Raw genomic sequence first — 25,958 nt, 5'->3', positions numbered from 1 at the left:
CATGCTATGCCTGCCGATCTCCGCCTGTTCGCAGCCCGTCAAAAGGCAAAATGCGCTTTTGACGCAAAGCGCCTGCTTTTCACAGGCTTTTGCGCCGGAATCTTTGCTCTGCCGTCGAAAAAGGCCATTTTCAGAAAATTTGCTGACAGTCTCTTCCCTGCGTGCTACAATAAAAAAAACAACTTTTACGGAGGTCCCCATGAAAAACGACATTGATGACCTTTTAAATCAGGTTTTCGGGCGGCGCACCCGCTCAGATGCTTCGGACACGCCTTTGCCCGAACTTCATGCGCAACCCGTCAGGGCTTCCAAATCTGCCGCTTCTTCCGCGCGGCGAAAAAAGGCGTCGATCGATTCCGTTCAGCAAAATGTACTGGCTATGCAGAAAGAACTGGAGGCCCGTGCCGCCAGCCAGAGACGGGAAATTGAAGCGCTGAATCAAACGGCTCTGGCAGACATCAGCCGCATTGAACAGGAACTGGAAACACCTGCGGTTCAGGCGCTCGCCAAACCCCAGCGCGCCGGGGCAGAAAAGAAACGTGTCGGGCTGGATGGCTTTGAAGGATTGGATGCGGCACTGGAGAAGTGCGTGTTTGGCCAGGAGACCTATCTGCGTCAGCTGTGCATCGCGCTCAAACGTCCCTATGTCATGAATCACAGCGGTGAAGATGCCCGGGGTGCGGTCTTTATCAGCGGCCCTGCAGCAACCGGCCGGCGCCTTGCCCTGCGACGGGCTGCAGAATTTCTGGCTGAAAAGAATGTGTTTTCTGCCGGCCAGATCGCCTGGCTGGATCTCTCCCTCTACCCCACCGCAGCGGAAGAAAAGCTGTTTTTGCAGGATCTGTATATGGCATTGGCCGGGTCCAGCGACCTTGTGTGCTTTCTGCATTCCGGGCAATGTCATCCCGGCTTTCTCACAGTCCTGGCCAATCTGGTACAGAAGGGCGCACACCCGCTTGCCAGCCGCTATGTGCTTCAGAATGGTCGCTTGGTGGACGCCGGCGCTTCGCTGGTGAAGGACGCCATCAGCCAGTTAACCCCCCACGGAAAGTATTTGATCTTTTTAGAGGAAGAGGGGCTGGAAAAGTTGGCGGAACGCTTTGGCGCGCCGTTTGTAACGGCACTCAGCGACTTTTGCCAGACGCAGCCGCTGTCTCCTCAGGCCCGTCTGGAGATTGCACGGCAGGAATGGTCGCTTCTCGCAGCGCGCGCCGAACACACGCTGGAATTTTCTGTCACCGCGCAGGATTCTCTGCTGGATTTTGCAGCGAAACAGGGCAACACGCCCGGTGCACAGCCCATTCTGGATTTCTTCGAAAAGCTGTACCGGGCCCTGGCGCAATACAAACTGGAACAGGCACCCGGCGGTCGGATCCCGGTTTCCGTATGCGTAAAAGACGGCCATCCGCAACTGGATTTTAACGGAACAGTCATTGAAGCCGCGTCACTTCTTCCCGCGAGCTACAACGGCGACCTTGCCGCAGTGAAGGCGGAACTGGAAAAGATCGTGGGCCTTTCCGATGTGAAGGAATATGTCCTCAGCCTGGAAGAAAACCATCGGGTGCAGAAGCGAAGAGAAGCCCAGGGGCTGAAGACTTCCGGTGTTTCCATGCACATGATCTTCACTGGGAATCCCGGCACCGGCAAAACCACCATCGCACGCCTGATCAGCAAATATCTGAAGGCCATCGGTGTTCTCAGCGGTGGTCAGCTGGTGGAAGTGACCCGGGCTGACCTTGTGGGAAAATACGTAGGCCATACTGCCCCTCTGACCACGCAGGTGCTGAATTCCGCACTGGGCGGCGTGTTGTTCATCGATGAAGCGTACAGCCTGTACCGCGGAAAAGATGACAGCTTTGGTTTGGAATGCATTGACACGCTGGTCAAGGGGATGGAGGACCACCGGGACGAACTGGTGGTGATTCTGGCGGGCTATACCCGCGAGATGAACGAGTTTCTCTCCGCCAACAGCGGTTTGAAAAGCCGTTTTCCCAATATCATCGAATTTCCCGATTACACCGGTGACGAACTGCTCGCCATTGCCCGGTTGCAGGCCAAAAGCAAGGGGTATGTGCTGGACGTGCGCTGTGATGATCCTTTGCGGACGTATTTTAATGCCGTGCAGATGACCCGCGCCCGTGAAGCCGGAAACGGACGGCTTGCCCGCAACAAAGTGGAAGAAGCAATTCTTGCTCAGTCGCGCAGAGTTTCCAGAGATACCAGTGCAGATCTCTCCACACTGATCCCCGAGGACTTTGACCTTTCCGACGTTGTCAACGACGCATAAAAAAGCGGCGGCACAGCATGCTGTGCCGCCGCTCTTCTCATAAATCAGCCGCTATAAGGGCCTTCTTCCACAAACTGAGAATTGTATTTGCTGTAGGCCGTGTGCCGCAGCAGATAATCCGCCCATTCTGCATAACCGGCCGGGTTCATATGAATTCCGTCAGACGTGGCCGTATTCCAAACGTAATCGCCACGCAGGCAGCCACTGTCATCCACCAGAGCTTCCTGCACATTCACAAAGTAGAAACCGCGTTCTACCGCCATCTTCGCAATTTGATCGTTCAACTGGCGCAAGTGATCATTTGCGAGCCGCGGCTTTTGAGCTTCCTCTTCTGCCGTGACCGGCGTAATGCTCTGCACATAGATGGGTACCTCGGGGAATGTCTGCCGCAGCCAATCCATCAATTCGCCGTAATAATGCAGGAAAGCATCATCTTCCTGCGCAAGGACCGCATTGGTCCCCAACAGCAAATAAATGTTATCCGGCTGTTCCGCCGCAATGGCGTCTTTGGTCACTTCTTCCACACCGTTGTAATTGTTGGCCGTACCGCCGTCCAAAATAAATTTCGGGCTGATGCTCTTGTAGGCATGCACAATGGCCACATCTCTTGTGGGCTCATAAATGCCAAAGCCCTGTGTCAGAGAGTCGCCGATAAACAGCGCCGTACGGAAATATTCGGTGCTCAGTTTTCCGTTGGCCGGCAGCGCCAGCATCTGCGCGTTTTGCGTCAGTTCCAGCCCAACGTTGACCGTCCGTTCCAGCGGCACATTGGTGTTCCAGGTTTCCTGTTCCACAGGCTGCGGCTGCTGCGGTGTTTCCTGCTCCGGTTCTCCTTGCTCGGAAACTGTCTGAGTCGGCCATTCCAGCACCGGCTCTCCGTGAATCATTTTAACCATTGTGTAGGAAATTCCAAACAAAAGCGCCACAATCAGAACCGCCAGGCCAGCCTCTGCCAGTAAGATTCTGTTTCTGCGCCGGCGCGCACGCGCCTTGAATCCCCGATAGGTGTCCATAGTTTCTCCTCCAGATTGGAAGTCTGCATTGCAATCATCCCACATACAGCGGCGAACCCGGCAAATACGGGTTTCCCTGCCGGTACGCTGTGTGTGTGATCAAATATTCCCGCCAGGCGTTGTAGCCGGCATCGTTCAAATGGATACCATCTCCGGAAGCATATTCTGCCCGAAGCGCTCCATCCTCGCCTGCCAGCCCGGCGTACAGGTTTACGAAATTGAGTCCGCGCGTATACGCCATCTGTGCCAGTTGATCGTTGACCGACTGAATACGGGAAAGCGCATAGCTCTCATCCGCCGCCGCTTTCTCAGCAGAAACCGGCGGAATGGCCTGAATATAATACACCGTTTCCGCCGGAAGCTGCGGAAGCAGATAATCCAGGAAATCATTGTAATACTTGATGAATGCCTCATCTGTCAAATTTTGCAGCGAGTTGGTTCCCAGCAAAATATAAACCTTCCCTGCGTTGGCCGCCAGTATCTCGTCTATGGCGGACACCTGCTCGCCGTTGATGTTGGAAACCGTTCCCTGCATCAACTCCTTGGGACCTACGCCCACGTAAGCAGCATACGTTGCATTTTCAAAACTGCTGCTGTAAATCTGAAATCCCTGTGTCAGAGAGTCGCCGATGAACAGAGCATCGTCAAAATAGCTCATATCTACACGGCCATTTTCCCACAATGACACCAGAGAAGCCGTCACCGGCACAACTGCGCCTGCGTCTTCCTGTTTCTGCGGGCCCACAATTCCCGGCTGCACCGGGACCTGTTCACCGGTTTGTTCCGATGCGGTGGACTGCGACGCAGTATCCTGTTCCTCCGGCTGCGACTGTGCAATTGATGCAGAAGAAGAATCTGTCGCTGACAGCTTACCCGGCGCTTCGATCAACGCAGTAATGGGAATCGCCAAAAGCAGGATGACCACAAACGCCCCCAGAAAAAAGCCGCATCCGTTTCCTTTTTTCCGTTTTTTTCTGCCTCGCGGTGTCTGACGGGTGGCCGGCGCGGACGACCTTCTTTGCCCCGGAGGCGGCTGTGTTCTGCGCTGCCCCGAGCCAGGCTGTGGCGCGGGGCCGACAGGGATGGAAAAAATCTGTTCCTTTTTCCCAGAAGCTCCAGCGATTTTCTCCGGTTTCGCGGTATCAAAATCAAAAGGCTTTCTGGGCCTTTGGGCGCCAGCGGGCGGCCGTTGTGTTTTTCTTGGTTCCATACAGCGCCCTCCCCGCTCAAAAATCCGGGTTGCCTGCGCCATAAAAAGCACAACGCAGAGCATCCCAATTTAGATTTCATTATACCCCCTTTGTCAAATTGGTTCAACCTCTTTTCCCGGCGGATTTTGACGATGCGGCGCAAAAGGACGATTTTCATAAATGCCCTGTCTGAATGTTCAGTGGTCAAACCGCGAACGACCGGATTTCAATCCGCAAAAAAGTGCGCTCTTTTCGAGCGCACTTTCCATTTATTTCCTGAAAATTCAGCGGCCAATTTTGATATCCGCCAAATGTTCATAGTACTTTGCGATTGCACTGTGATCGCTTTGGCCGCAACCGTGGTTATGCAGCCACTGCAGCACCTCCTGTACACTGGCCGTCATTGGGACCGGTGCGCCTACGCTGTGCGCACACTCCAGTGCATTGTTCAAATCTTTGATGTGCAAATCAATTTTAAAGCCGGGTTTGTCATCGCCTTCCAGCATCATGGGGCCCTTTGCATTCATTACAGTTGACCCCGCCAGACCGCCCTGAATTGCCTGCAAAACCAGATGAGGATCTACTCCTGCTTTCTGCGCCAGGACAAACGCCTCTGCCAAAGCGCGAATATTGCACGCCACAATAATCTGATTGGCCAATTTGGTGGTATTTCCCGCACCGACTTCACCGCAATACGTGACAGAAGAGCCCATGGCTTTCAGCAACGGCTCAAACTTATCAAACACTTCCTTTTTGCCGCCTACCATAAAAGCCAGAGTTCCATCCACTGCTTTGGGCTCACCGCCGGATACAGGCGCATCCAGCATTTCGATGCCCAAGCCTTTTAATACTTCCGCAATCTCCTTGCTCGCCTGTGGATTGATGGAACTCATATCAATGAACGTTGTACCCGCTTTCATATGCTGTGCGACACCGTTCTCGCCCAGCATAACGGTTTTCACGTGCGGGCTGTTGGGAAGCATGGTCAGGACCACATCACAGCTTTCTCCGATTTCTTCATTGGATGCCGCTTTTGCACCCGCCGCCACCAGGGCACGTACCCGCGCTTCTTCCAAATCATTGACCGTCAGATCGTATCCTGCTTTTAAAAGATTGTTCGCCATAGGCGTTCCCATGATTCCCAGACCGATCAAGCCAATTTTCATTTTGCATTTCCTCTTTTCTTTTTAATTTCAAATTTCATAGAGAAATCAAAATCTTTGCTACATCTTCCGTTTTGTCTCGCAGCATCTCAAGGCCTCGCTGTGTTTCATCCAAAGGCAGAATTTGTGTGACCAGCGCATGCAAATCCAGTCCGTGGTTGATCTGCTGTGCAGCAACTGCAAAATCCTCAGATGTGTACGTCCACACACCCTGCAATTTTTGCTCCTTGTGCGCTAAATCATAAGCAACATACGGAATTGGCCGGGTGAGCGATGCTACCAGACGGATCTCACCACATTTGCGCGTCACCCTGGAAGCCTGATTGAGGATATCCTTCGCGCCCGCCGCCACCACTGTGAGAGCAGCACCTCCGCCAGTCTGTCGCAAAATCTCTTCTTCGGCATTTTCCTGCAACGGATCATATGCTGCTGCAGCCCCCAACCGAAGTGCCAATTCTCTGTTGAAAGGCGCGGTGTCCGTACAAATCACTTTGGAGAACCCCGCAATTTTTCCGGCTGCCACCAGACAGAGCAATCCGATGGTGCCCGCCCCCAGAATGACACAGCAATCCTCCGGGCCCGGCTTTGCATCCCGCAGCGCATGAACCGCAACAGCAAAAGGCTCTGTCAAAACCGCCGATGTGAAGGGCAGCGATTTCTCCATTCGGTACAAGCAAGACACCGGCGCCACAAAATATTCTGCAAACGTGCCATACCAGCCCGGTGTTCCCGGCACAGAAATTTTTTCGCACAAATTGGGTCTTCCCTGTCTGCACATAGCACAAGTCCCACAGCTGAGCTGTGGTTCCACTGTCACGTGTTCGCCCAATTGCCAGCCTTCCACACCTTCTCCCAAGGCTGCAATTTCTCCGGCCATTTCATGTCCCAAAATCGCGGGTAGCACACGAAAGGCATGTGTTCCGAGGAACAGATGCAGATCCGATCCGCAAATTCCCGCATTTCTTACACGGATCAAAACCTGACCTTTGCCAGGTTCCGGACGAGGAATGTCACGAATTTCTACCTTTCCCACCGAGGTTACAAACGCCGCTTTCATGGTTGCGGTCTTTTTATCCATCCACACGATTTTTTCTTTCTCCTTTCAAAAAGGCCGTCAAATTTTCAAGAGCAAGGCCCATCAATCTTTGGCGGCTTTCAAAAGCGGCCCAGCTGATGTGCGGCGTGATGATGCAGTTCGGCGCGTGCAGCAAAGGATTGTCTTCCTCGATCGGCTCTTTTGAAACAACATCCACCGCAGCCGCACGAAGTTTCCCATTTTTCAATGCCTCTGCCAAAGCCTCTTCATCCACCAGCTGTCCCCGGCTGTTATTAAGAAGAATCGCTCCATCCTTCATCTTTCCGATCGTAGTCCGGTTGATGAGCTTATCTGTATCGGGAAACAGCGGGCAGTGCAGTGCCACCACATCCGAACAGGCCAACAGTTCATCCAGCGTGACATATCGAACATTCATTCGCAGTGACAGGTCCGGGTGATTGTCGTATGCGAGCACCTCCATGCCCAAGGCCAGTGCAATGCGCGCAGTCGCCTGCCCAATACGGCCCAGGCCGACAATTCCCATGGTTTTGCCCTGCAACTCCATCAGCGGCATATCCCAAAAACACCAATCAGCGGAATTGGTCCAGCGTCCTTCATGTACCGCACAATCATGATGCGCTACGTGGCAGCAAATCTCCAACAGCATTGCAATCGCAAACTGAGCCACCGACTGGGTGCCGTAGGTGGGAATATTGGTGACGGCAATCTCCAGCTTCCGAGCGGTATCCACATCAACCACATTGTATCCGGTGGCCAGAACGCCGATATACTTGATAGCCGGACATGCCTTCATCATTTCTCCAGAAATTTCCGTCTTGTTGGTCAGAACAATTTCCGCGTTTCCAATGCGCGAAACAACTTCTTGCGGAGAAGTTCGGGCATAAACCTGCAGTTCGCCCAGCTGCTCAAATCCACTCCAACTCAAATCGCCCGGATTCTCGGTATATCCATCCAGAATAACAATCCGCATCATTGTGCACCTCCATCTTCCAGCAGTGCCCAGGCCCGCCGAATGACACGTTTTGTATTGGCCAGTACCACGTCCTCGTCTTCACCCGGCATGGGTTTCACTTCCAGTGACAGTACATAAGGCGCTTTTGCGTCAAAGAATCCTTCCTGCCGCAACACCCGGAAAAATTCTACCAACTGCTCCACATCGTTGGCACTGTTGGGATAGCCGAAACGCGGATGCTGATCACCGTATCCGGCACAGCCGGGCTTCACTACCGCATTGCCGATATGAAAATGCGTGATGTACGACCGCATGGTCCGAATGGCAAAACGGCTGGTTTCATAAGTAGTCGGAAAATGGGACAGGTCTACCAGGAGTCCAAAGTTTGCGTGTGTCATTCGCACATCGGACGCAAAACGAGCCGCATATGGTGCCGGTCCGATCAACGCCGCTTTGTCCATATTGTAATCGAACACTTCCAACTCTACATGCATTCCTTTTTCAGCGGCGTAATCACACACGTTGCGCGTGGTTTTCAACAGTTGAGCATAGGCCGCTTCACGCTGTTCCTCCGTCCATTTTCCCGCGAGAAATGCAATGCCGGAAGCCCCAAGAAAAGCGGCTTCGTCCACAGCTTCTGTCAATGCCTTTTCTGCGCGAATGCGCTCGCTCTCCTCCACAGCATTGGGATTCAACGCTCCCGCCAAAAGCGTCGGCTGCGCACCGTATCCTAACCACATATGGCTTTGCGCCAACAGCTGTCTGGCCTCTTCTCTCTGGGCAGAATCTTCAAAATGCCGAATCTCCAGTGCGCTAAAAAAGTCATCCGACGCAAAGTCCCGAATGGATTCCACCACATTCCGTGCCGGGTGGCTCATCCATTGGATGGTTCCTACGCGAAAATACTTTTCAATTGGCTCACGCATTTTTTCCACTCCTCTCTTCTCTTTGCAGTCGCTCGTTTGTTTCTTTCACCCGCTGGAGCATCTGGGGAATGCGAATGTGCTGCGGGCATTTCTCCAGACATTTGCCGCATCTGCGGCATTGCGCTGCGTCCTGTTGCGATATCTGCAGCGTTTTATATCGCAACAGCATGTCTTTCGGAGTTCGTGTAACCGCATAGCGGTTATAATGATTAAAACAGAGCGGAATGTTCACCTGAAACGGACAGGGCATACAGTAAGCGCAACCTGTGCAGGGAATTTCAATCTGTTTCATCAATGTGTCACGGACTGTTTCAATCACACGCTGTTCTTGTGTATTCAGCGGCGCAAACTGCTCCATGGTCCGAAGATTGTCTTCCACCTGATCCGGATGGGTCATTCCGCTCAGAACCACCTGAACCGCCGGCAATCCCGCAACCCAACGCAATCCCCAGCTGGCCGGAGACCGGTCCGGTGCCGCCTGGTAAAAGGCCCGAAATGCCGGTTGAGAAATATCCGCCAAAAAACCGCCTCGCAGTGGCTCCATCACAAACACCGGAATCTCGCGTTCCGCCAGAAGCTCATAGCAACGCTTGGAATCGATCAAATTCCAGTCCAGATAATTCAACTGAATCTGCACAAAATCAAAAGAATACGTATCTAAAATTTCACGCAACATTTCGGGCGTATCGTGGAAAGACATTCCCAAATGTCGAATTTTCCCCTGGTTCTGATAATCCCGCAGAGTTTGATAAATGCGGCTGTTTTTCAAACTTTTCCAATTGGCGCGCTGCACCGCATGAATCAGATAATAATCGAAATAGTCCGTTTCGCACCGCTGCAGCTGACATTCAAAAATTTCTTCAATCCGAGCTCCCGTCCGGTCTACGGAAAGTGGGAACTTATCCGCCAGATAATATTGTTCGCGCGGATATGGCCGCAGAAGCTTCGCCAGTGCCTGTTCCCCGTTTTGCCCGTGATAAACATATGCTGTATCGAAATAGTTCACGCCTGCGTCAATGGCTTTATCCATCATTTTCTGCGCCTGTTCCAGATCGATACAGGAACTGTCTTCATTCAGGCAGGGAAGACGCATGCATCCAAACCCCAAAACTGATAGGTTGTCTTCTCCTCCAAATCTCTTATATTGCATTTTTCCACTTCCCTAACTGCAAACTGCGGCCGTCTCTGCCAGACGGCCGCAGCCCTTTTTTACAACTGAGTTTCGATTGCGTCCAGCACTTTCTGCACATCCGCCTTGAAGCGCAGCAACCGCTGTCCATCCAGCATGTAGCACACCACATGCGAGTAATCTTTTCCCGCAGTCAAGGCACGGCAGCGCTCTGCCAGTTTCTCGTATCCCGCCAGGGATTTTCTTGCCTGTTCCACATGCTCCGGCAGGCGTGTCTGCTCCGCCCGTTTTGTGTAAACAGTGGTGGCGCACTCCAGCTGGAATCCTTCTACGTAAGCGAGGAATCCATCCGCCATAAAACGCAAATATTCTGCAATCGGTTCGCTGAGAACCAAATTCTCAGGATTCACCAGTTCTTTCAGAGAACGAGCCATTTCAGTTGCCTCTTCTTTTTCAAGCAGCATCAACCGAATGTTTTCCTCGGTAGGTTCTACCCGTTTGGAAGCGCCCGGCTCCCACTGGTCCCTGCTGTGGAACACCGTCATGATGTTATAGGTCAGATCATATCGGTCAAAGAACTGACAGTTCCGGTTGAACACGTGTCCTCGGACGTGAATGGCCTTTTCAATAATCTTCCAGTTCCGTACCATCATTTCATGCAGCGCAGCTTTTGTATGCTCGTCTTTCACCGGACTGGGAACCTGCGCAAACGTATCCTGCAAAAGCGGCATCACAAGGCCTTCTTCAAACCATGCTTCATAAATTTCATCCATGCTGGTATTGACGTCATAACTCAGCATGGCGCCGGCGATCAAGTTCAGCATATTGAACGAGCAGAATACACTGGACTGCGTCATATTCTCCCAATCCGTACGCAGCATGATGACTTTGGCGCCTTTTGCCAGATACCGCTGCATTCTGCCCTGCATGTCTTCCGCCACACTGCACGGGAAAACGCCCAAGCCAAAGAATTGTCCCCATGTATCAAATTCAATCCACTGATCCAGCTCGCCGCAATTTCCTACCGCAGGATTGTCCGGAAATACCGGATAATAGTCATGCGGAACTTTTTTCATCGACATGGCAATATCGCTGGCAACACTGCGCGCAGCATCCACCATGGCATATTGATGCGCTTTTGTATAGGAAAAATCACGCACTACCAATTTTTTACCAAAAGCACTGGTCGCGTTGTGCATTGCTGCAAGCAAATTGCGGTACCAGTCATCCACATCGTAATTCCGGCAGCGTTCACAGGTGCACTGATTGGCAGCAAAGGAAACCATGCTCTCGCGGGTGCCCGGGCTGACAATGACACCAGCCACATCCGGGAACAGTTCGAAAAACTCTTTGTATTTCTCCTCAATGAATTCCCACCAGAACGGATTGGTGGCACAAAGCGCGCCGTTTTCTCCGCGCAGCTGCGGATATTTTGTAATCAGATCATAGGGAAAATAAATTTCTTTGATCTCAGCGTAGAAGGTCAAATTGTTCTCTGCACAGCGATCCAAAACAGAACGCAGATAGTACCGATAATTTTTCGTAATACTGTTTCGTACCGGATTGTATTTCAGCAATTCGTCTTTTGTAAAATACTTTTCGGGAAACACAACTTTATCGATTAATTCATTGCAGTGAAATGCAATTCCCGTCATTTTGTGACGTTTTGCGAATCGAATCGCACGGTCCACATGGAACATGTTCCACATATTGATTCCGTGAATTTCCAGAATTCTCTGCTCATAGCTCGGCTCACTCATTCGGTTTTTCCTCCTTTTGGCACGCATACCTGCGCCAGTACATTTTCTACATCCGCGGCAAAACGCCGTACGCGGTCACCATCCATCACATATTCCACATTGTTGGAATATCCTTTTCCTCGCACCACAAGGTCCAGGCGCTGTGCAAGTTGTTCATACGGTGCCAGTGTCTCTTGCGCGCGCTTCCTGTCCTCTTCTGAGCCGCTTTCTTCCGCGCGTTTTGTCAGCGCTGCGGTCAGAAGCTGCTGGCGGAAAATTTCCGTGTAAACCACATATACATCCAATACAAAATTCAAATATCTCTGAATGTCTGCATTCACACCCAGTTCTTCCGGGTGTACCAATTCTCGCAGACTTTTGGCCAACTCCACCGCTTCGTCCTTTTCACGCATCATAATTGCGATATTTTCATCTGTTGGCTGCACTTTCTGCGAAGCACCCTTGTCCCAGTGGTCCCGGGTGTGCTGCACCGTCATGATAAAATAGGTCAGAAAATATCGATCGAACATCTGTGCATTCCGGTTAAACACATGCCCGCGGACATAAATACTCTTTTCGAGAATTTTCCAGGACCGCTGCATCAGTTCCCGCAAAACCGGCAGCGCCTGCGGAGAAGTCGGTACACACGGCTGCTGCGGGCACGCATCGTATTCCAGCGGACTCAGCAGGCCGAATTTCAACCAGGCCTGATATGCTTCGTCCAAATTCATGTTTACATCCTGACTGAGCATTGCGCCTGCAATCAGGTTAAACAGATTGAAGGAATTAAATGTACTTCCCATCAACAGCCGCTCCCAATCGGTGCGCAACATCACGCCGCTTGCTCCCTTCGCAAGATAGCGCTGCATTCTTCCCTGCATATCCTCTGCCACGCTGCACGGAAGAATGCCGAGGCCAAAATACTGTCCCCATGTATCGTACTCAATCCACTGCGTCAGACCGCCGCAGTTGCCCACCGTGGGATTATCCGGAAAGGTCGGGTAATAGTCATGAGGCACTTTTTTCAGCGCCATGATAATCTTTTCCGAAACATCCCGCGCGGCATCCACCATGGCATACTGATGGTCCGCAGTATATGAAAAATCACGCACAATCAACTTTTTCCCTGCCGCATCCAGGGGACGGAACATCGCTCCAATCAGCTCGCGATACCAACGCTCCATATCATAGCCGCGGCATCGTTCACAGGTACATTTATTGGCAGCCAAAGACACCATACTCTCCCGGGTTCCCGCGCTGACAATCACACCGGACACCTTCGGAAAACGTTCGACAAACTCGCGGATCTTTTCTTCAAGGAACTCCCACCAGAAGGGGTCAGTCGGGCATACAGCGCCATTTTCATGGCGGAGATGCGGAAATTCTGACAGGATCTCATGAGGATAATAAATCTCTTTTACCTCGACGTAAAACTCCAGCCCCGCGTCGGTAATTTTGTCAATGATGTTATGCAGATAGTATTTATAATTTTTTGTATCTCCGTCCCGGTTGTTGTATGAGAGAAGCGAGACGTTGGGAGAAAAATATTTGTCCGGTTTAATCGCCCGGTCAATAATATCGTTGCAGTGAAAAATAATACCGGTCAAATCAAACTTTTTTGCAAATTCAATGGCCCTCTGCACATGATAACCATTCCACATGTTGGTCCCATGGATTTCCAAAAGCCGATCTTTGTAATCGGGGTTCTGTTTCATAACGTTATCTCCTCCTGCGGTTCCTGCAGAATCCGTTCTGCGTCTGCCGCCAGCAGTTTCATGCGCTGAACATTCAGCAACCAGTAAACGATTTGCGGATAATCGTCATCGCCCTCTGCCAGCATTCTTTCCGTGCGGGTACAAACGTCAAGCAAAGCTTTTATGGCCTGCTTTGCTGCAAACCGATTCGTCTCAGTCCTGTCTCTTTCAGCCAAAAGCGTTAAAAACACGACATCGCAGCTGTGTTTTCCAATTTCCACATATTGGCGATACAGAGCAAGCAGCTTGTCGATCTGACAGATGGTTGTTTCCGAAAATTCGCATTCTTCCGGAGCAAGAAGTCCACGCAACTCTTCAACCTGCTCCAATGCCTGTTGTTTTTCCCGACGAATTTCTAAAAGGTTCTCCTCTTTTGCCGGATCAAGCCTTTGGGAAGCCCCCGGCTCCCAATCATCCCGACCGTGGACCTTTACCATCATTTTGAAGGCTTTGTCCAAAGAATCCGGGAACATATTATCCTCACAGAACCAGTGATCCCTTACATACACTGTTTTGCGCATCACCTGCCAGCTGGCCTGCATAAATGTACGCATATGCTTCCACGCTGCCGGATTTTTAGGCGCTGATGGCTCCGGCAAGTAGGAGCCACTTTGCAGCGAATCAATCCAGCCGCGCATTCCCCACATCTGATAAACGGAATCCAAATCGGCATCTGCGTTTTGTGCCAGTCTTCCCGCCGCATACAAATTGAGCATATTGCAACTGTTGAAGGTGCTGTTTTCATACATACCTTCCCAGTCTGTGCGGAACCAAACGCCCCGTACGCCTTTGGTACGGCAAAAGCGCATTCTCTGCTGCAGATCCTCCGCAATGCTCACCGGAAAAAATCCCGCGCCAAAAAACTGTCCCCAAGTATCAAACTCCACATATTCTCTGTGCTTGGTCGTACCAATCTTTGGATTATTGGGAAATGGTGGATAATAATCATGGGGCGTATTTTTCAGGGCGACAATCACATCCGGCGCCGCCTTTTCCGCAGCCCGAAGCAGGGTACTCTGTGCTCCCTTGGTGAATGTGAAATCCCGCACAATCAAAGGGATCCCATGCTTTTTTAAGGGACGATACACTGCACTGAAAAGGTTGCAATACCACTGCTCGGCATCCATACTGCGGCATCTCTCACATCCACAGGGATTTTGTCGTGTCATGGACGTCCGGCTTTCATGAGTACCTGCACTGAGGATTACTCCGCTCAATTCCGGAACTCTTTGGCACAGTTCTTCCACGCACGCTTCAATGTATTCCGGCCAAAAAGGATGCGATGGACATACCACTGCATTTTCCGGGTTCATCAAAAAAGGGTACAATTCCGGTATTTCATCCGGGTAGAAAATTTCTTTAAAGTTCAGATAAAAACCGATTCCTCGCCGCTTGGCACGGCGCGCTACAAGGTTGATATAGTTCTGATTGTTTTCAATGTCAAAATAGCGCAAAGCCGAAAATTTTTCCCACATAGTTTTGACGGTAACATATTTTTCCGGCAGCACCAGTCGATTCATCATGTCGCTTTGGTGAAAAATGAGCGCGTTAAAGCCATTTTCCGCCATAAAAGAAATTGCACGATCTACCTGGGCCAACTGCCACATACGGCTGCTGTGGATTTCCAGGCCGACAAAGTCAAAATCTCTTTCCATCTCTTTTCCTCATGATTTTGGCGCATTTTAAAACAGGGCCGCCGAATTTTATCCGACAACAAAAATCCAGCAGCCCTGTTTTCAATTTACATTACTCAATTATCACGTGTTGCTCTATCACTCGAGCAGACGATCGCCCAGTTCCTCGTAGATCTCAGTGTAGCGAGCCACAGAGTCCGTCCAAGTCTTTCCAAACTCTTCATGATCCTGGAACTCCACGTTGAATCCGTAGTTTTCGATGGCCTCTTTCACTTCCGGCATATCCAGCGCAGCCTTGTAAGCGTCCTCATAGTATTTGATGACCTCATCCGACACACCCAGAGGAGCGGAATAGCCATGGAAGAAGCCGTTCTGCAGCCAATCATAACCCTGTTCTACAGAGGTAGGAACATCTTTGTAGATTTCACTGGTCAAACGCTCATCGTCCAGCACTGCGATGGCGCGCAGGTCACCGGATTTCACATATTCCTGACCGTCGGAAGGAGCCTGAACCGTCACTTCGGCATGTCCGCCCAGCAGAGCAGCGATGGAAGAAGCGCCGCCGTCATAGATAACTGCCGAAATATCTCCGCCATTCTTTAGTGCAAAGTATTCCAGTTCCCAGTGCGTCTGGCCGCCACGGTTGTTCGCTGCCATGACTACGTCACGAGACAGGATAGCATCTTTCAGATCGTCCAGATTCTGGATATCGCTGTCGGCACGAACATACACTACATACGGTGCATAGCCAATCTGGCACAGCGGCTGCAGCTCTTCATAATAGACATAAGGAGTCTCTGCATTCAGGCAGTTTACAACAACCGCGGAGTTGGTATTGCCAATGGTCAGGCCGTCCGGTTCCGCCTGAATCAGCTCAGAGAAGCCGATGGCACAGCCACCACCGGAAATGTTATTGACCACCATCGGAGTAGCGAAGCAATCTGCCGCATCGGTGGTAAACACACGAGCCAGCAGGTCGGAAGATCCACCCGGAGCATATGCAACAATCACGTTTACGTCATCGTCGGGAGTCCAGGATGCCTCCTGTGCTGTGGAAGACCCACCTGCGGTAGAGCCCGCCGAACCTGTGCTTGTCGTTTCGCTTGAGGAGCTCCCGGAGCACCCTGCAAGAGCCAGGGTCACGCACAACGACATGAGAACTGCCAATACCTTTTTCATTTTACGACCTCCTAAAAATTAAATGATTTCTTTTTAAGCAGAATGGTTTCTGCCTTAATTACTTCATTCAAGCCTGCTCATTCGGCGTTTCCGCCTTTTCCGGCGATGCTTTTTTCTTCGCAAAGAATTCTTTTATGCTCTTGCCAAACGAGACCACCATGACGATCAGTGCAATCGCCAGAATCACCGCCGCAATCGGTCGATCCAACAGCGCTGTCAGCAAGTGGCCTTTGTACAACGTCATTGTTCCGAGGAAGGAATCTTCCAGCGTACTGCTCAGGAACAGCCCCACTGCCAATGCAGCCATATTGTAACCGCAAGCGCTCAGGAAAAATCCGATCATACCCGTAACAACCATGATGCCCATGTCAAATACACTGTTGTTGATTGCATAACCGCCCGCAAAGGTAATAAAGGTAATCAGCGGCATCAAAATGGAAAAGTCCACTCGAAGCAGGCTCGCCCAAACACCAACCAGCGGAAGGTTGATAATGAGAAGCACAACATTTCCGATAAACATGCTTGCAATCAGCCCCCAGAACAAATCCGGATGTTCTGTAATAAACATGGGACCAGGGGTAATTCCATGCACCATAAAGGCACTCATCAGCAGCGCCATAGATGCATTGAAGGGAAGGCCCAGGCTGAGCAGCGGAACCATGCCCGCATACATCGCGGCATTATTTGCAGATTCAGGGGCGGATACACCCTGAAGAATACCGGTGCCAAACTCTTCCGGATGTTTGCTCAGCGAACGCTCCATGCCGTAAGCAAAAAACGTTGCCAATGTAGAACCAGCACCAGGCACCAAGCCTACCAGGAAGCCTATGATGGAGCAGCGTCCAATGGTTTTGTACACTTGCTTGAAATCGCTTTTTGTGGGGAACTGGTCTTTCATTTTAAACTCCATGACCTGTCCCTGCTCTTCTCTGGTACAGATCGCACCTACCAGTTCCGTAATGCCGTAAACGCCCATGATGAAGGTAACAAAGCTAATGCCTTTGTACAGGTCGATCACACCATACGTAAAACGCAGCGTTCCATACAAATCATCCAAACCGACGCACCCGAGCACAACGCCCAGACAAACAACGATCAACCCTTTCAACTGATTCTTGCCGGAAATCGTAGTCAGAAGAATCAACCCGAAAATCACAATTGCGAAAAATTCTACCTTACCGAAGCTCAGTGCTACTTTCGCCAGTGCGGATGCTGCAAATGTAAGACCAATCAGGCCAACCATACCACCGCAGAACGAACTGATGGCCGCAATGCTCAGGGCCTTTCCGCCTTTTCCCTTTTTGGCAAGGGGATGGCCGTCAAAACAAGTAACAATACTGGTCGCCTCTCCGGGGATATTCACAAGAATGGACGTAATAGCGCCGCCGTACTGAGAACCAAAATAAATGCCGGAGATCATAATCAGCGCACTCAAGGGATTCATTCCGTAAGTAACGGGAAGAAGAATCGCCACTGTTCCGGAAATTCCGAGGCCGGGCAGAACACCAATCAGAGAACCCAAAATGCAGCCAATGATTGCACAAAAAATATTGGTCACGGTGAGACAATCAAGGAATCCCTGTCCCAGCAAAGCCAAAGACTGAAGCATATTCGTTTTCCCCCTCTCTTAAAACCAGCTTGCCCCGGGCAGCGGTACATTCATGGCATATGTGAAAATTGCCCACACAATCACACTGAAAACACCTGAAATCAGAATCGGCTTTACCACGCCTTTGCGTCCGGTCAGTTTCAGCATGGCAAAAAGACAAATAAAGGTATCCACCGCAAATCCGATTTTTTTAACAAGGAATACATACGCAATGCAGATCAGCATGTACAGAAGCCATTTCAGCCAATTCACATCTTTCAATTTTTCCGGGACTTCATTTTTCTTAAACATCTCCAATACCAGATTGATCAGGGAAAAGATGATCAATCCTGCAGAGAAAACGGTCGGAGCAAAGCCGCCTTTCGGGCTGGAAAAGGTGCCGAATTCCAAATCTTTCAGAGACGTCACAAATGCCAAAATCCCCAGCAGCAGCAAAAATGCTGCAACGATTTTGTTAGTCCAGGGCAAAATCTTATTTTTCATTTTCCTCTCTCCTTTCAAGGGCTCAGCCAGCTTCTCCTTTGCGTTTTGTCTTAAAGTGTATCAATTTTCGCTTGGCACATTGCTCCAGCGTATTGGCCAGGATATAAAGATCATCAAAGGTTTCTTTCTCCACGGGAACGCAAAATAATTCTCTGCATTTGGCCGTATCCACAAAAAGAATGTATCGATCGTCGTACCAGTACTGCCCGCGGATTGCTTTATACGGAAGATGAAGCACCGGCTCTCTTTCGCGGTCGATCAAAAATTCTCTTGCCTGAAACGTCAATTTGACATGTGTATCCTGATGCCGCGCCATCACTTCCAGAAGCTTGGGCTTCAAGTACAGGGTATACATCAACAGCACCAGGAACAAAATCAGGATCAGAATGCTGAAAATCAAAAGTGGAGTTACCATTTCCCCGCTGTCCACTACAAGCGCCAAAAGACAGGTCATGCCCGCGGCAAACAATACACTCAAAGCAATTCTGGGAACGTTCAGGATTCGCGCCAGCAGCGTTTTCATCACTTCGGTATCTTCCTGCGTCGTCTTAACATAAAATTGAAGCTGACTTTTCCCTTTTTCCACAATCGCCTACTCCTTGTATCTCATTTCACTGTTTTTCCGGAGTCGATCATAATGACTGCTCCATTCACAAAATCAGCCGCACTGGACGCTAAATAAACAGCAGCGCCCACATAATCATCCACTTTTCCCAACCGTCCATATGGATGATTACGAATAACGGCTTCCTTCTTTTCAGGGTTTTGGGCATAGTAGTCTTTCGTGAAATTTGTTTCAGTAGCCGTTGGTGCAATACCGTTGACTTGAACATTGCAGGGGGCCCATTCGATTGCCAACCCTTTCACCAGCGCTGAAAGGCCCGCTTTACTGGCGCTGTAGGCTGTGAAATTCGCACCGAACCGATAAGCGCCAGTGGAAAGCACCTCAATGACCTTGCCCGATTTCTGCCGGCACATCTGTGCGCCTGCTGCTCTTAAAAGCATCGCTGCACCATTTAAATTCACATTGATGACCGTTTCCCATTCCTGACGGCTCATCTCAAGGAACGGCTTTCGATTGGTTACTGCAATACTGTTCAGCAGGATATCCAGCCGCCCATGGCGGGAGATGATTGTCTGAATCATTCTTTCAAGGAAATCTTCATCCAAAAGATCTCCCCAAAAAGTTTCCACCTCAAATTCGCATGCTTCCATCTCCTGCTTTTGCGCGGCAAGTCTTTCCTGACTGGCGTCAAACAGAACAATGTGCGCGCCATAAGAAGCCATTGCTTTTGCACAGGCCGCCCCAATATCACCGCCACCGCCTGCAATCAGAGCAACTTTTCCATCCAAGCAAAACATATTTTTCAATGCATCTGCCGTCATCTTGTTCGCTCCTGTTCTTTTTAAACTTTTACGTTTTCCGGTTTTCCTGTCAGCCAAGCCTCCAAGTTATGGAAAACAATCTCTGCACGTCGATTCATCGATTCTTCGGAAGCAAACGCGATATGCGGCGTAAGAAGCGTATTGGGCGTGTGCATCAGCGGATGATCGGACGCCAAAGGCGGCTCATTCTCAAACACATCAATCGCAGCACCTGCCAACCGTCCGCTGTTCAACGCATCTGCCAGTGCCTGTGTATCCACGACACCGCCGCGCGCAACGTTGATTAGAATCGCACCAGCTTTTGCCAAGGCAAGCTGCTCTTTTCCAATCAGTCCCCGTGTACTGTCATTCATGGGACAATGCAGAGAAATAATATCACTGCGCTGCATCAGTTCCTTTAAGCTGACACTTTCCACATAATCAGGCGTTTGTTTAGGCCGCGGCATATAGGCCAAAATTTTGCATCCAAAGCCGTGGAACAGCTGCGCAGTATAACTGCCGATTGCGCCGAAGCCCACAATTCCAACCGTTTTGGTACCAAGTTCGCACCCAAGAACCGGATCCGCTGCTTTCCCGTCACGGCAGCGCGCCTCATTTTCACGCACACGGCGCAAAAGTGCAATCGCATTTCCAACTGCCAGTTCCGCGACTGTACTGGTAGAATAACCTGCCGCATTACAAACGGTAATTCCATGCTCTCTTGCATAATCCGTATCCACATGATCAATTCCGGTAAATCCAACATCGATCATTTTAAGATTTTTGCAATGAGAGAGGACATCGCGCTTCAAAGGCATATTGGCGAGAACAATAACGTCCGCATCCTGTGCATGCTGAATCTGCTGTTCTGCAGCTGCTCGTTCATACGCCTCAAACGTATGTCCTGCCTTCAAGAGCGGCTGTACCAACGCATCCAGCTTTTCTTGGGAGACCCGCAGAGACTCCAGCAACACGATTTTCATGAAACTCTCCTCCTTTTAAACCCGACCAATCTCATCGTAATCTGTTTGTGCCAGATGCTTGCAGAGGTTTTCACGTACGGTCGCAACACGTTCTCCATCCAGCACTACATAAACCATGTAATAATATTCTGTGGTCTCGAAGAGCTCGTTCAATTTGCGGGACATCTCCGTTAACCCGTTCAGTGCATTTTCCAGCAGCGGTTTTGCCCACAGTTCATCTTCTCTCTTCCGCTTTTCTTTCGGAAGCATAAAATAACGCGTCAGGAAAATTCCGTATGTAATGTAGCGGTAGGCCTCCACGTACAGTTGATCACACGAAATGGTATACCGAACAAACCGCTTGCCTTCGCTGTTCAGTCCGTCGCCTAAATCATCGGCACTTTTTACTGCTTGGCGGATCAGTTCCAAGGCCTGATCTTTTTCTCGCAAAATACTTTTCAGGTTCTCTACATTTTCCACGTCCAACGCGGTTGCTTTGCTTGGCAGCCAGTCTTTCAGGCTGTTTTTCTCTTCCGCCAGCCACATACCATGTTCGATGCTGGCCGGGAATTCAGAGGAATCCGTAAATACACAATCGTGCACATAAGCAGTTCGTCTCAAAATCTCGAATGTGTTTCCATATACATTCATTACCTGCTGAATGGCCTGCCGCCGTTCAGGGATCGAAATGTTATCCGCATAAAATTTTCTGTAGCACAGCCAGCGGTCATACGCTTCCTCTGCAGGGGCGTTCAAATCGCGGTTGGTCTGCGCCACCAAAAACAGATTCAGCAAATTAGGCGTTTCAAAAACAGCATGTCCGTCGATGCCTTCCCAGTCAGTCCGTACAAGGAGACCTGAAACCCCATTTTCTTTGGCAAAGCGGAAACGATAACGAATATCCTCTGCCATAATGGAAACGCCGATGCCCTGCCCATAGTACTGTCCCATGGTGTCGTACTCTATCCACTGCTGGCGTCCCGGCATTTTTCCAATACGAGGATTGTGAGGGAAGGTCGGGTAGTAATCATGCGGCGTGTTTTTCAAAGAGAAAATAATATCTTTCGGGAGCTGATCCATTGCCTCGGAAATATCCTTGTGCGCTGTTGAATCAAAGACAAAATCACGAATGATCAGCTTTTTCCCTGCTGCATGAATCGGCTCATACATTGCCATAATCACATCTTTGTGCCAGTCGGAAGCTTTTTTCTTCTGGCAGAGTTCACAATTGCAGCGATTGCTTGCAAAAGAAGTTTTGCTTTCTCCCGTTGCCGTAGAAGTAATGATTCCCGCGATATCGGGGAAAGTGGCAAACAGCTCCCGGTATTTGAAATTCACATATTCCAGCAAAAACGGTTCGCTGGGGCATACCGCTCCGTTTTTCCGCAGGAACGGATACAGCTCATCCATGCAATCCAAATAGTTGATTTCTTTGTTTTCAATGTAAATTTCCAGGTTGCGCTTTTTGGCCTCATGCAGGACTCTGCGGAAATAAAGGCCTTTTTTGTACGGATTGTCACGCCGGGTCGGATCGTACTTGTACATTGTGCGATATACCTGATCGTACGCTTCCGTCAGGTTGGAATACAGTTCTTTCTCTTTGGGGCCGCCTATGTACTTGGTCGGATACAAAAGCTGATCCACAAAATCATTGCGGTGAAAAGCAAGTCCGGTCATCCCGTTCTTGTGGGCAAATTCCATCGCCCTCATCACTTTTTCAAAATCCCAGGCATAATTGCTATGGATTTCAATCAAACTTGTTTCAAATAACATTTGGTTCCTCCACATTAAAAGATTCTCGGGTTGATTCCCGTTTAATGATGCTTCCTGGATACATCGTGAGCTGAGAGGCCTCTCTCCCATTCAAAACATCCAAAAGAGTTTTAACCGCTGTACTGGAAATTTGCTCAATCTGCGCATCTACACTTGTAAGTGTGGGTGTTGTATATTGTCCCCATTCCACATTGTTATATCCTATAATTTGGACCTGTTCCGGAACAGATATTTTTCTCTTTTCCATATACTTCAGCGCTTTCATCGCGATGGTATCACCGGATGCCATAATCGCCCCGATTGGCTTTGCGTTGGGATCTTGGAACATTCTGTCCAAAGCTCCTTCAACATCGCCGCCACACATCTGAATCGAATCAGCCCAAACAGGGATATTGTTTTCCAGCATTGCTTTCAAAAAGCCTTGAATCTTTAATTTGTTGCTGTACGTATCTCTTGAATATAAGTAAATGATTCTGCCTCGTTCCTGCGAACGAATCAATCCTTTTGCCGCACGATATGTCGCGTCCAAATCATCACACAATATGTTATAAATATTTGGGCCTTCCACATGACCATTGACGCATATAACAGGAATTTTTTTTGCACATTCAACGATATACCGATTGTGTTCCGAATCAGCTTCTGTATACGAGGAACTTAATAAGACAACTCCATCCACCTTTTGCCCCAGCATCATTTTCAAACGGAGCTTTTTCTCTTCAAAAGAATACCCTGTACATGACAAAAGTGAGAAATAGTGATTTGCTTTCAATATCTTCTCTACAAAAAAGACTGTACGCGTTACATACGTATTAGCTACATCCGGATACAAAATCCCAATCGTTTTTGTTTTGTTTTTGATTAGTCCCTGTGCATATGCGTTGGGCACATAATCCATTTCCCGCATCACTTGCAAAACCTTTTCCCGTGTTTTCTGCGAAACACGTGGACTATTGTTCAAAACGCGTGAAACCGTGGCCGTTGAAACGCCAGATTTTTGTGAAACATCATAAATACTGAAATTGCTCATTCTTATCACCTGCGCCTCAAATTTCTAAAAATCCATTAAAGCCCAGCAATATGAAATCGAATACATTTTATTTTTTTAATAATACAACCAAAATCCATTAACTATTTACTATATTTTTATTATACATAGACATTTTCAAAAAATCAATGTAATCGGTTACAATTTTTCGATCTTTTTTTCGTGCATCTTTTACGATTCTCTGTCCTGCCTCTGCTTTAAAAATTTATCGTAAAATCGTATTTTTTATTTTAATTTGATATTTTTGTTCCATTATGGATGCTATTGCAGTATTTTTACTTTGCGCATTATTCATCATTTTTTTGCCTCATTTTTGAGTAACCGCTTACATCATCTCTTTAAGCATCATCGTAAATGTGCCATTTTAGCGCAAAACAAAAGCTTTCTTCCCTTGCAAATGCTTTTACAGCAAGGAAAGAAAGCCTAAAAAGTTGCATCAGAAGCTAAATAAATAACAAATCATAAAACTATATATTTACGCAATTTTATGGCTCTTTTTATCCAGGCGCATCTTGTCCGAAATCATGGCGATGAATTCGGAGTTGGTGGGCTTGCCCCGCAGATTGTGGATCGTATATCCAAAATAGCTGTTCAATGTATCCACATCGCCTCGATCCCAAGCGACTTCAATCGCATGGCGAATAGCTCGTTCCACTCTGCTGGCGGTCGTATTGTTGCGTTTGGCAATTTCCGGATAAAGCCGCTTTGTTACACTGTTGATATAGTCGTGGTCTTCGACCGTCATCAAAATCGCGTCCCGCAGAAACTGATATCCTTTGATGTGCGCGGGCACACCGATTTGATGAAGAATTTCGGTGACGGTGCACTCGTCATCCACACCATGCTCCACCACCAGATCTCTTCCAACCATTGAACGAATGCGCTGCGCCATTCTCTGCGGGTCAAAGGGCTTCAAAAAATAGAACGAAAACCCCTGTTCTACCATCTCACTTTCCAGAGTATCGTCCGTAAAACTTCCGGCTACAAAAAATTTTGCATGCCCCATCGCTTTCTCATCGTAACACTGTTTTACGCTTAATGCATCCAAACCCGGCATGAAGGCATCCAACAATACAACATCCGGATTCTGCGCCTCAATCGCACTCAGCACCTTTTGCCCGTCCCGTTCGCACAGCGTTACATGAAACCCCTGTCCCGCCAGCGCCTGACGGCACTGTTCCGTAGCCGGTGCCCCAAAATCCGTCATAACCAATTTTACCTGTTCCATTGTCTGTCTCCTCCATATGGCTTTTTCTTAAACCCACGTCCTTTTTTGTGTAGGTTCGGTTTGTTTTGACATCCAAATATTACCATATATTTCCAATTAATGCAATGGTTTCCAGATAAAATTTCCATTTTTTGTAAATTCAAATTTTATGCAGCCTGCTGATTGCGCAATGCATTGTCTGCGGTTTCCAACATATTTTCAGCAAAAATCCCATATCCGCGGGTGGGATCATTGACGAACACATGCGTTACCGCCCCAATCAGTTTCCCGTCCTGAAGGATCGGACTGCCGCTCATTCCCTGTACAATACCGCCTGTCCGGTTCAAAAGCGTCTGATCGGTCACATGAAGAATCATGTTCCGATTAGGGTCATCTGATGACAACGCCACCTTTTCAATTTGTACCGAAAAATGCTGTGGTGTTTGGCCATCCAGAGTGGCAATAATCTCCGCAGGGCCTGTCTTGATTTCCTGTGCCAGCGCAAGTTCCGTGTCTGTTCCCTTCAAGTAAGCCGTAGCCTTGCCATAAACGCCTGTCTCCCCATTGACGGTAATGGTTCCTGTTGGAATCGCGGACGAAAAGCTGCCTTTCAACTCCCCGGGGCTCCCTGCACTTCCTTTGGTGACCCCGGTAATGGAAACAGGAACAATCTCGCCTTTCAAAAGCGAAATGGTCGTTCCTGTATCCACATCGTGAATAGAATGTCCCAACCCGGCAAAAACACCCGTTTCATTATCTACAAAAGTAAGGGTTCCAATTCCCGCCGACGAATCCCTCACCCACATTCCGGTGCGCCAAGTGCCGGACGAAGAATCTTTTACCGCCGTCAACATCACGCTGTGTTCTTTTCCGTCACGATTAAAAACCACTTCCGCCGGAGTACCCGCCAGATCCTGAATTGCATTGGCCACATCCTCATTGGTTCGCGTGAGATGCCCTGCTACCGACACAATCACATCGCCCATTTGAAGTCCTGCTGTTTTGGCCGGATTTTTATAACCGGTTGGGGTATAAATATCACTGAATCCAACCACCATTGCTCCATTGGCGAACATTTTTATTCCGAAGGGAGTGCCGCACACCTGAACCACACGCCGGTCCACCACCTGTGCACGAACCGTTTTTACCGGGATAATTCCACCAATGGTCAAATCGGTATTGTAGGAAGCGCCCACTGTCGTACTTGCCACTTCATTGACTCCGGAAGGAACACCGGCACGCACAAACGGCATTCCGGCAATTTGGATGCTTCCGTCGCGATTCACCAAAAACGTATCCGGAAGCAGCGTACTGATGTACAGCGCAAACACAAACAAACCCACCACGCAGCCGGACGCAATAAAGCAGCTCCATTTGATGAATTTTTCCAAAGCATTCACCCCTGCGATTGTATTTCACATCAATGTGCTTTGGTTAGTATGTGCCACTGCGCGGTCAAATAAACGGAAAGTCTCCGGCTTTTTAAGC

The 25,958-nt window shown here is 49.4% G+C and carries 21 protein-coding genes; 1 reads left to right on the top strand and 20 read right to left on the bottom strand.

Going from position 1 to position 25,958, the window contains the following annotated elements:
* The first annotated feature begins 199 nt into the window (after positions 1 to 199).
* The gene (locus ACKTS9_RS16775) at positions 200 to 2,287 is read left to right on the top strand and encodes an AAA family ATPase (RefSeq protein WP_407881863.1); all 2,088 of its coding nucleotides are present in this window, start codon (positions 200 to 202) and stop codon (positions 2,285 to 2,287) included.
* A 44-nt stretch (positions 2,288 to 2,331) separates the two neighbouring features.
* Here ACKTS9_RS16775 and ACKTS9_RS16770 read toward each other — a convergent pair whose 3' ends face one another.
* The 20 genes from ACKTS9_RS16770 to spoIVB all read right to left on the bottom strand — a co-directional run bounded on the left by ACKTS9_RS16770 (position 2,332) and on the right by spoIVB (position 25,861).
* Entirely contained in the window at positions 2,332 to 3,300 is a 969-nt protein-coding gene (locus ACKTS9_RS16770; protein WP_407881862.1) for a GDSL-type esterase/lipase family protein, read from the bottom strand.
* Between the two features lie 34 nt (positions 3,301 to 3,334).
* Positions 3,335 to 4,225 (bottom strand): GDSL-type esterase/lipase family protein, encoded by an 891-nt coding sequence (locus ACKTS9_RS16765; RefSeq protein WP_407881861.1) that lies wholly within the window; start codon positions 4,223 to 4,225, stop codon positions 3,335 to 3,337.
* Positions 4,226 to 4,774: 549 nt separating this feature from the next.
* Positions 4,775 to 5,656: a 2-hydroxy-3-oxopropionate reductase gene (garR, locus tag ACKTS9_RS16760; protein ID WP_349216383.1), complete on the bottom strand. Its 882-nt coding sequence runs from the start codon at positions 5,654 to 5,656 to the stop codon at positions 4,775 to 4,777.
* 34 nt (positions 5,657 to 5,690) lie between these two features.
* Positions 5,691 to 6,731 carry a zinc-dependent alcohol dehydrogenase gene (locus ACKTS9_RS16755; protein ID WP_349216382.1) on the bottom strand — a complete coding sequence of 347 codons (1,041 nt, stop codon included), beginning with the start codon at positions 6,729 to 6,731 and terminating at the stop codon, positions 5,691 to 5,693.
* Positions 6,724 to 7,680, bottom strand: a complete 957-nt coding sequence (locus tag ACKTS9_RS16750) for a D-2-hydroxyacid dehydrogenase (RefSeq protein ID WP_349216388.1) — start codon at positions 7,678 to 7,680, stop codon at positions 6,724 to 6,726. The genes ACKTS9_RS16755 and ACKTS9_RS16750 overlap by 8 nt, the downstream gene beginning before the upstream one ends.
* The gene (locus ACKTS9_RS16745; RefSeq protein ID WP_349216381.1) at positions 7,680 to 8,588 is read right to left on the bottom strand and encodes a sugar phosphate isomerase/epimerase family protein; all 909 of its coding nucleotides are present in this window, start codon (positions 8,586 to 8,588) and stop codon (positions 7,680 to 7,682) included. Before ACKTS9_RS16745 ends, ACKTS9_RS16750 begins: the two co-directional genes overlap by 1 nt.
* Positions 8,581 to 9,738: an aldo/keto reductase gene (locus ACKTS9_RS16740; RefSeq protein WP_349216380.1), complete on the bottom strand. Its 1,158-nt coding sequence runs from the start codon at positions 9,736 to 9,738 to the stop codon at positions 8,581 to 8,583. The genes ACKTS9_RS16745 and ACKTS9_RS16740 overlap by 8 nt, the downstream gene beginning before the upstream one ends.
* Before the next feature lie 59 nt (positions 9,739 to 9,797).
* Positions 9,798 to 11,477, bottom strand: a complete 1,680-nt coding sequence (locus ACKTS9_RS16735; protein ID WP_349216379.1) for a hypothetical protein — start codon at positions 11,475 to 11,477, stop codon at positions 9,798 to 9,800.
* Entirely contained in the window at positions 11,474 to 13,171 is a 1,698-nt protein-coding gene (locus ACKTS9_RS16730) for a hypothetical protein (RefSeq protein ID WP_349216378.1), read from the bottom strand. Before ACKTS9_RS16730 ends, ACKTS9_RS16735 begins: the two co-directional genes overlap by 4 nt.
* Positions 13,168 to 14,865: a hypothetical protein gene (locus ACKTS9_RS16725; RefSeq protein ID WP_349216377.1), complete on the bottom strand. Its 1,698-nt coding sequence runs from the start codon at positions 14,863 to 14,865 to the stop codon at positions 13,168 to 13,170. Before ACKTS9_RS16725 ends, ACKTS9_RS16730 begins: the two co-directional genes overlap by 4 nt.
* Positions 14,866 to 14,982: 117 nt before the next feature.
* Positions 14,983 to 16,023: a Bug family tripartite tricarboxylate transporter substrate binding protein gene (locus ACKTS9_RS16720; RefSeq protein WP_349216376.1), complete on the bottom strand. Its 1,041-nt coding sequence runs from the start codon at positions 16,021 to 16,023 to the stop codon at positions 14,983 to 14,985.
* Between the two features lie 67 nt (positions 16,024 to 16,090).
* On the bottom strand, positions 16,091 to 17,632 hold the full coding sequence (locus tag ACKTS9_RS16715) for a tripartite tricarboxylate transporter permease (protein WP_349216375.1): 1,542 nt from the start codon (positions 17,630 to 17,632) through the stop codon (positions 16,091 to 16,093).
* Positions 17,633 to 17,650: 18 nt separating this feature from the next.
* Positions 17,651 to 18,115 carry a tripartite tricarboxylate transporter TctB family protein gene (locus ACKTS9_RS16710; RefSeq protein ID WP_349216374.1) on the bottom strand — a complete coding sequence of 155 codons (465 nt, stop codon included), beginning with the start codon at positions 18,113 to 18,115 and terminating at the stop codon, positions 17,651 to 17,653.
* A gap of 22 nt (positions 18,116 to 18,137) precedes the next feature.
* The gene (locus tag ACKTS9_RS16705) at positions 18,138 to 18,701 is read right to left on the bottom strand and encodes a hypothetical protein (RefSeq protein ID WP_349216373.1); all 564 of its coding nucleotides are present in this window, start codon (positions 18,699 to 18,701) and stop codon (positions 18,138 to 18,140) included.
* A 20-nt stretch (positions 18,702 to 18,721) separates the two neighbouring features.
* On the bottom strand, positions 18,722 to 19,501 hold the full coding sequence (locus ACKTS9_RS16700; protein WP_349216372.1) for an SDR family NAD(P)-dependent oxidoreductase: 780 nt from the start codon (positions 19,499 to 19,501) through the stop codon (positions 18,722 to 18,724).
* 20 nt (positions 19,502 to 19,521) lie between these two features.
* Positions 19,522 to 20,463, bottom strand: a complete 942-nt coding sequence (locus ACKTS9_RS16695) for an NAD(P)-dependent oxidoreductase (protein WP_349216371.1) — start codon at positions 20,461 to 20,463, stop codon at positions 19,522 to 19,524.
* 15 nt (positions 20,464 to 20,478) lie between these two features.
* Positions 20,479 to 22,215, bottom strand: coding sequence for a hypothetical protein (locus tag ACKTS9_RS16690; RefSeq protein WP_349216370.1), 1,737 nt, complete (start codon positions 22,213 to 22,215; stop codon positions 20,479 to 20,481).
* On the bottom strand, positions 22,205 to 23,245 hold the full coding sequence (locus ACKTS9_RS16685; RefSeq protein WP_349216369.1) for a LacI family DNA-binding transcriptional regulator: 1,041 nt from the start codon (positions 23,243 to 23,245) through the stop codon (positions 22,205 to 22,207). The genes ACKTS9_RS16690 and ACKTS9_RS16685 overlap by 11 nt, the downstream gene beginning before the upstream one ends.
* Before the next feature lie 493 nt (positions 23,246 to 23,738).
* On the bottom strand, positions 23,739 to 24,491 hold the full coding sequence (gene spo0A, locus ACKTS9_RS16680) for a sporulation transcription factor Spo0A (protein ID WP_349216368.1): 753 nt from the start codon (positions 24,489 to 24,491) through the stop codon (positions 23,739 to 23,741).
* 146 nt (positions 24,492 to 24,637) lie between these two features.
* On the bottom strand, positions 24,638 to 25,861 hold the full coding sequence (spoIVB, locus tag ACKTS9_RS16675) for a SpoIVB peptidase (RefSeq protein WP_349216367.1): 1,224 nt from the start codon (positions 25,859 to 25,861) through the stop codon (positions 24,638 to 24,640).
* Positions 25,862 to 25,958 lie beyond the last annotated feature (97 nt).

The organism is Owariibacterium komagatae (assembly GCF_045865535.1).
In the GTDB taxonomy this organism is placed as follows: domain Bacteria; phylum Bacillota; class Clostridia; order Oscillospirales; family Ruminococcaceae; genus Ruthenibacterium; species Ruthenibacterium komagatae.
This window is presented reverse-complemented; position numbering and strand designations above follow the sequence as displayed.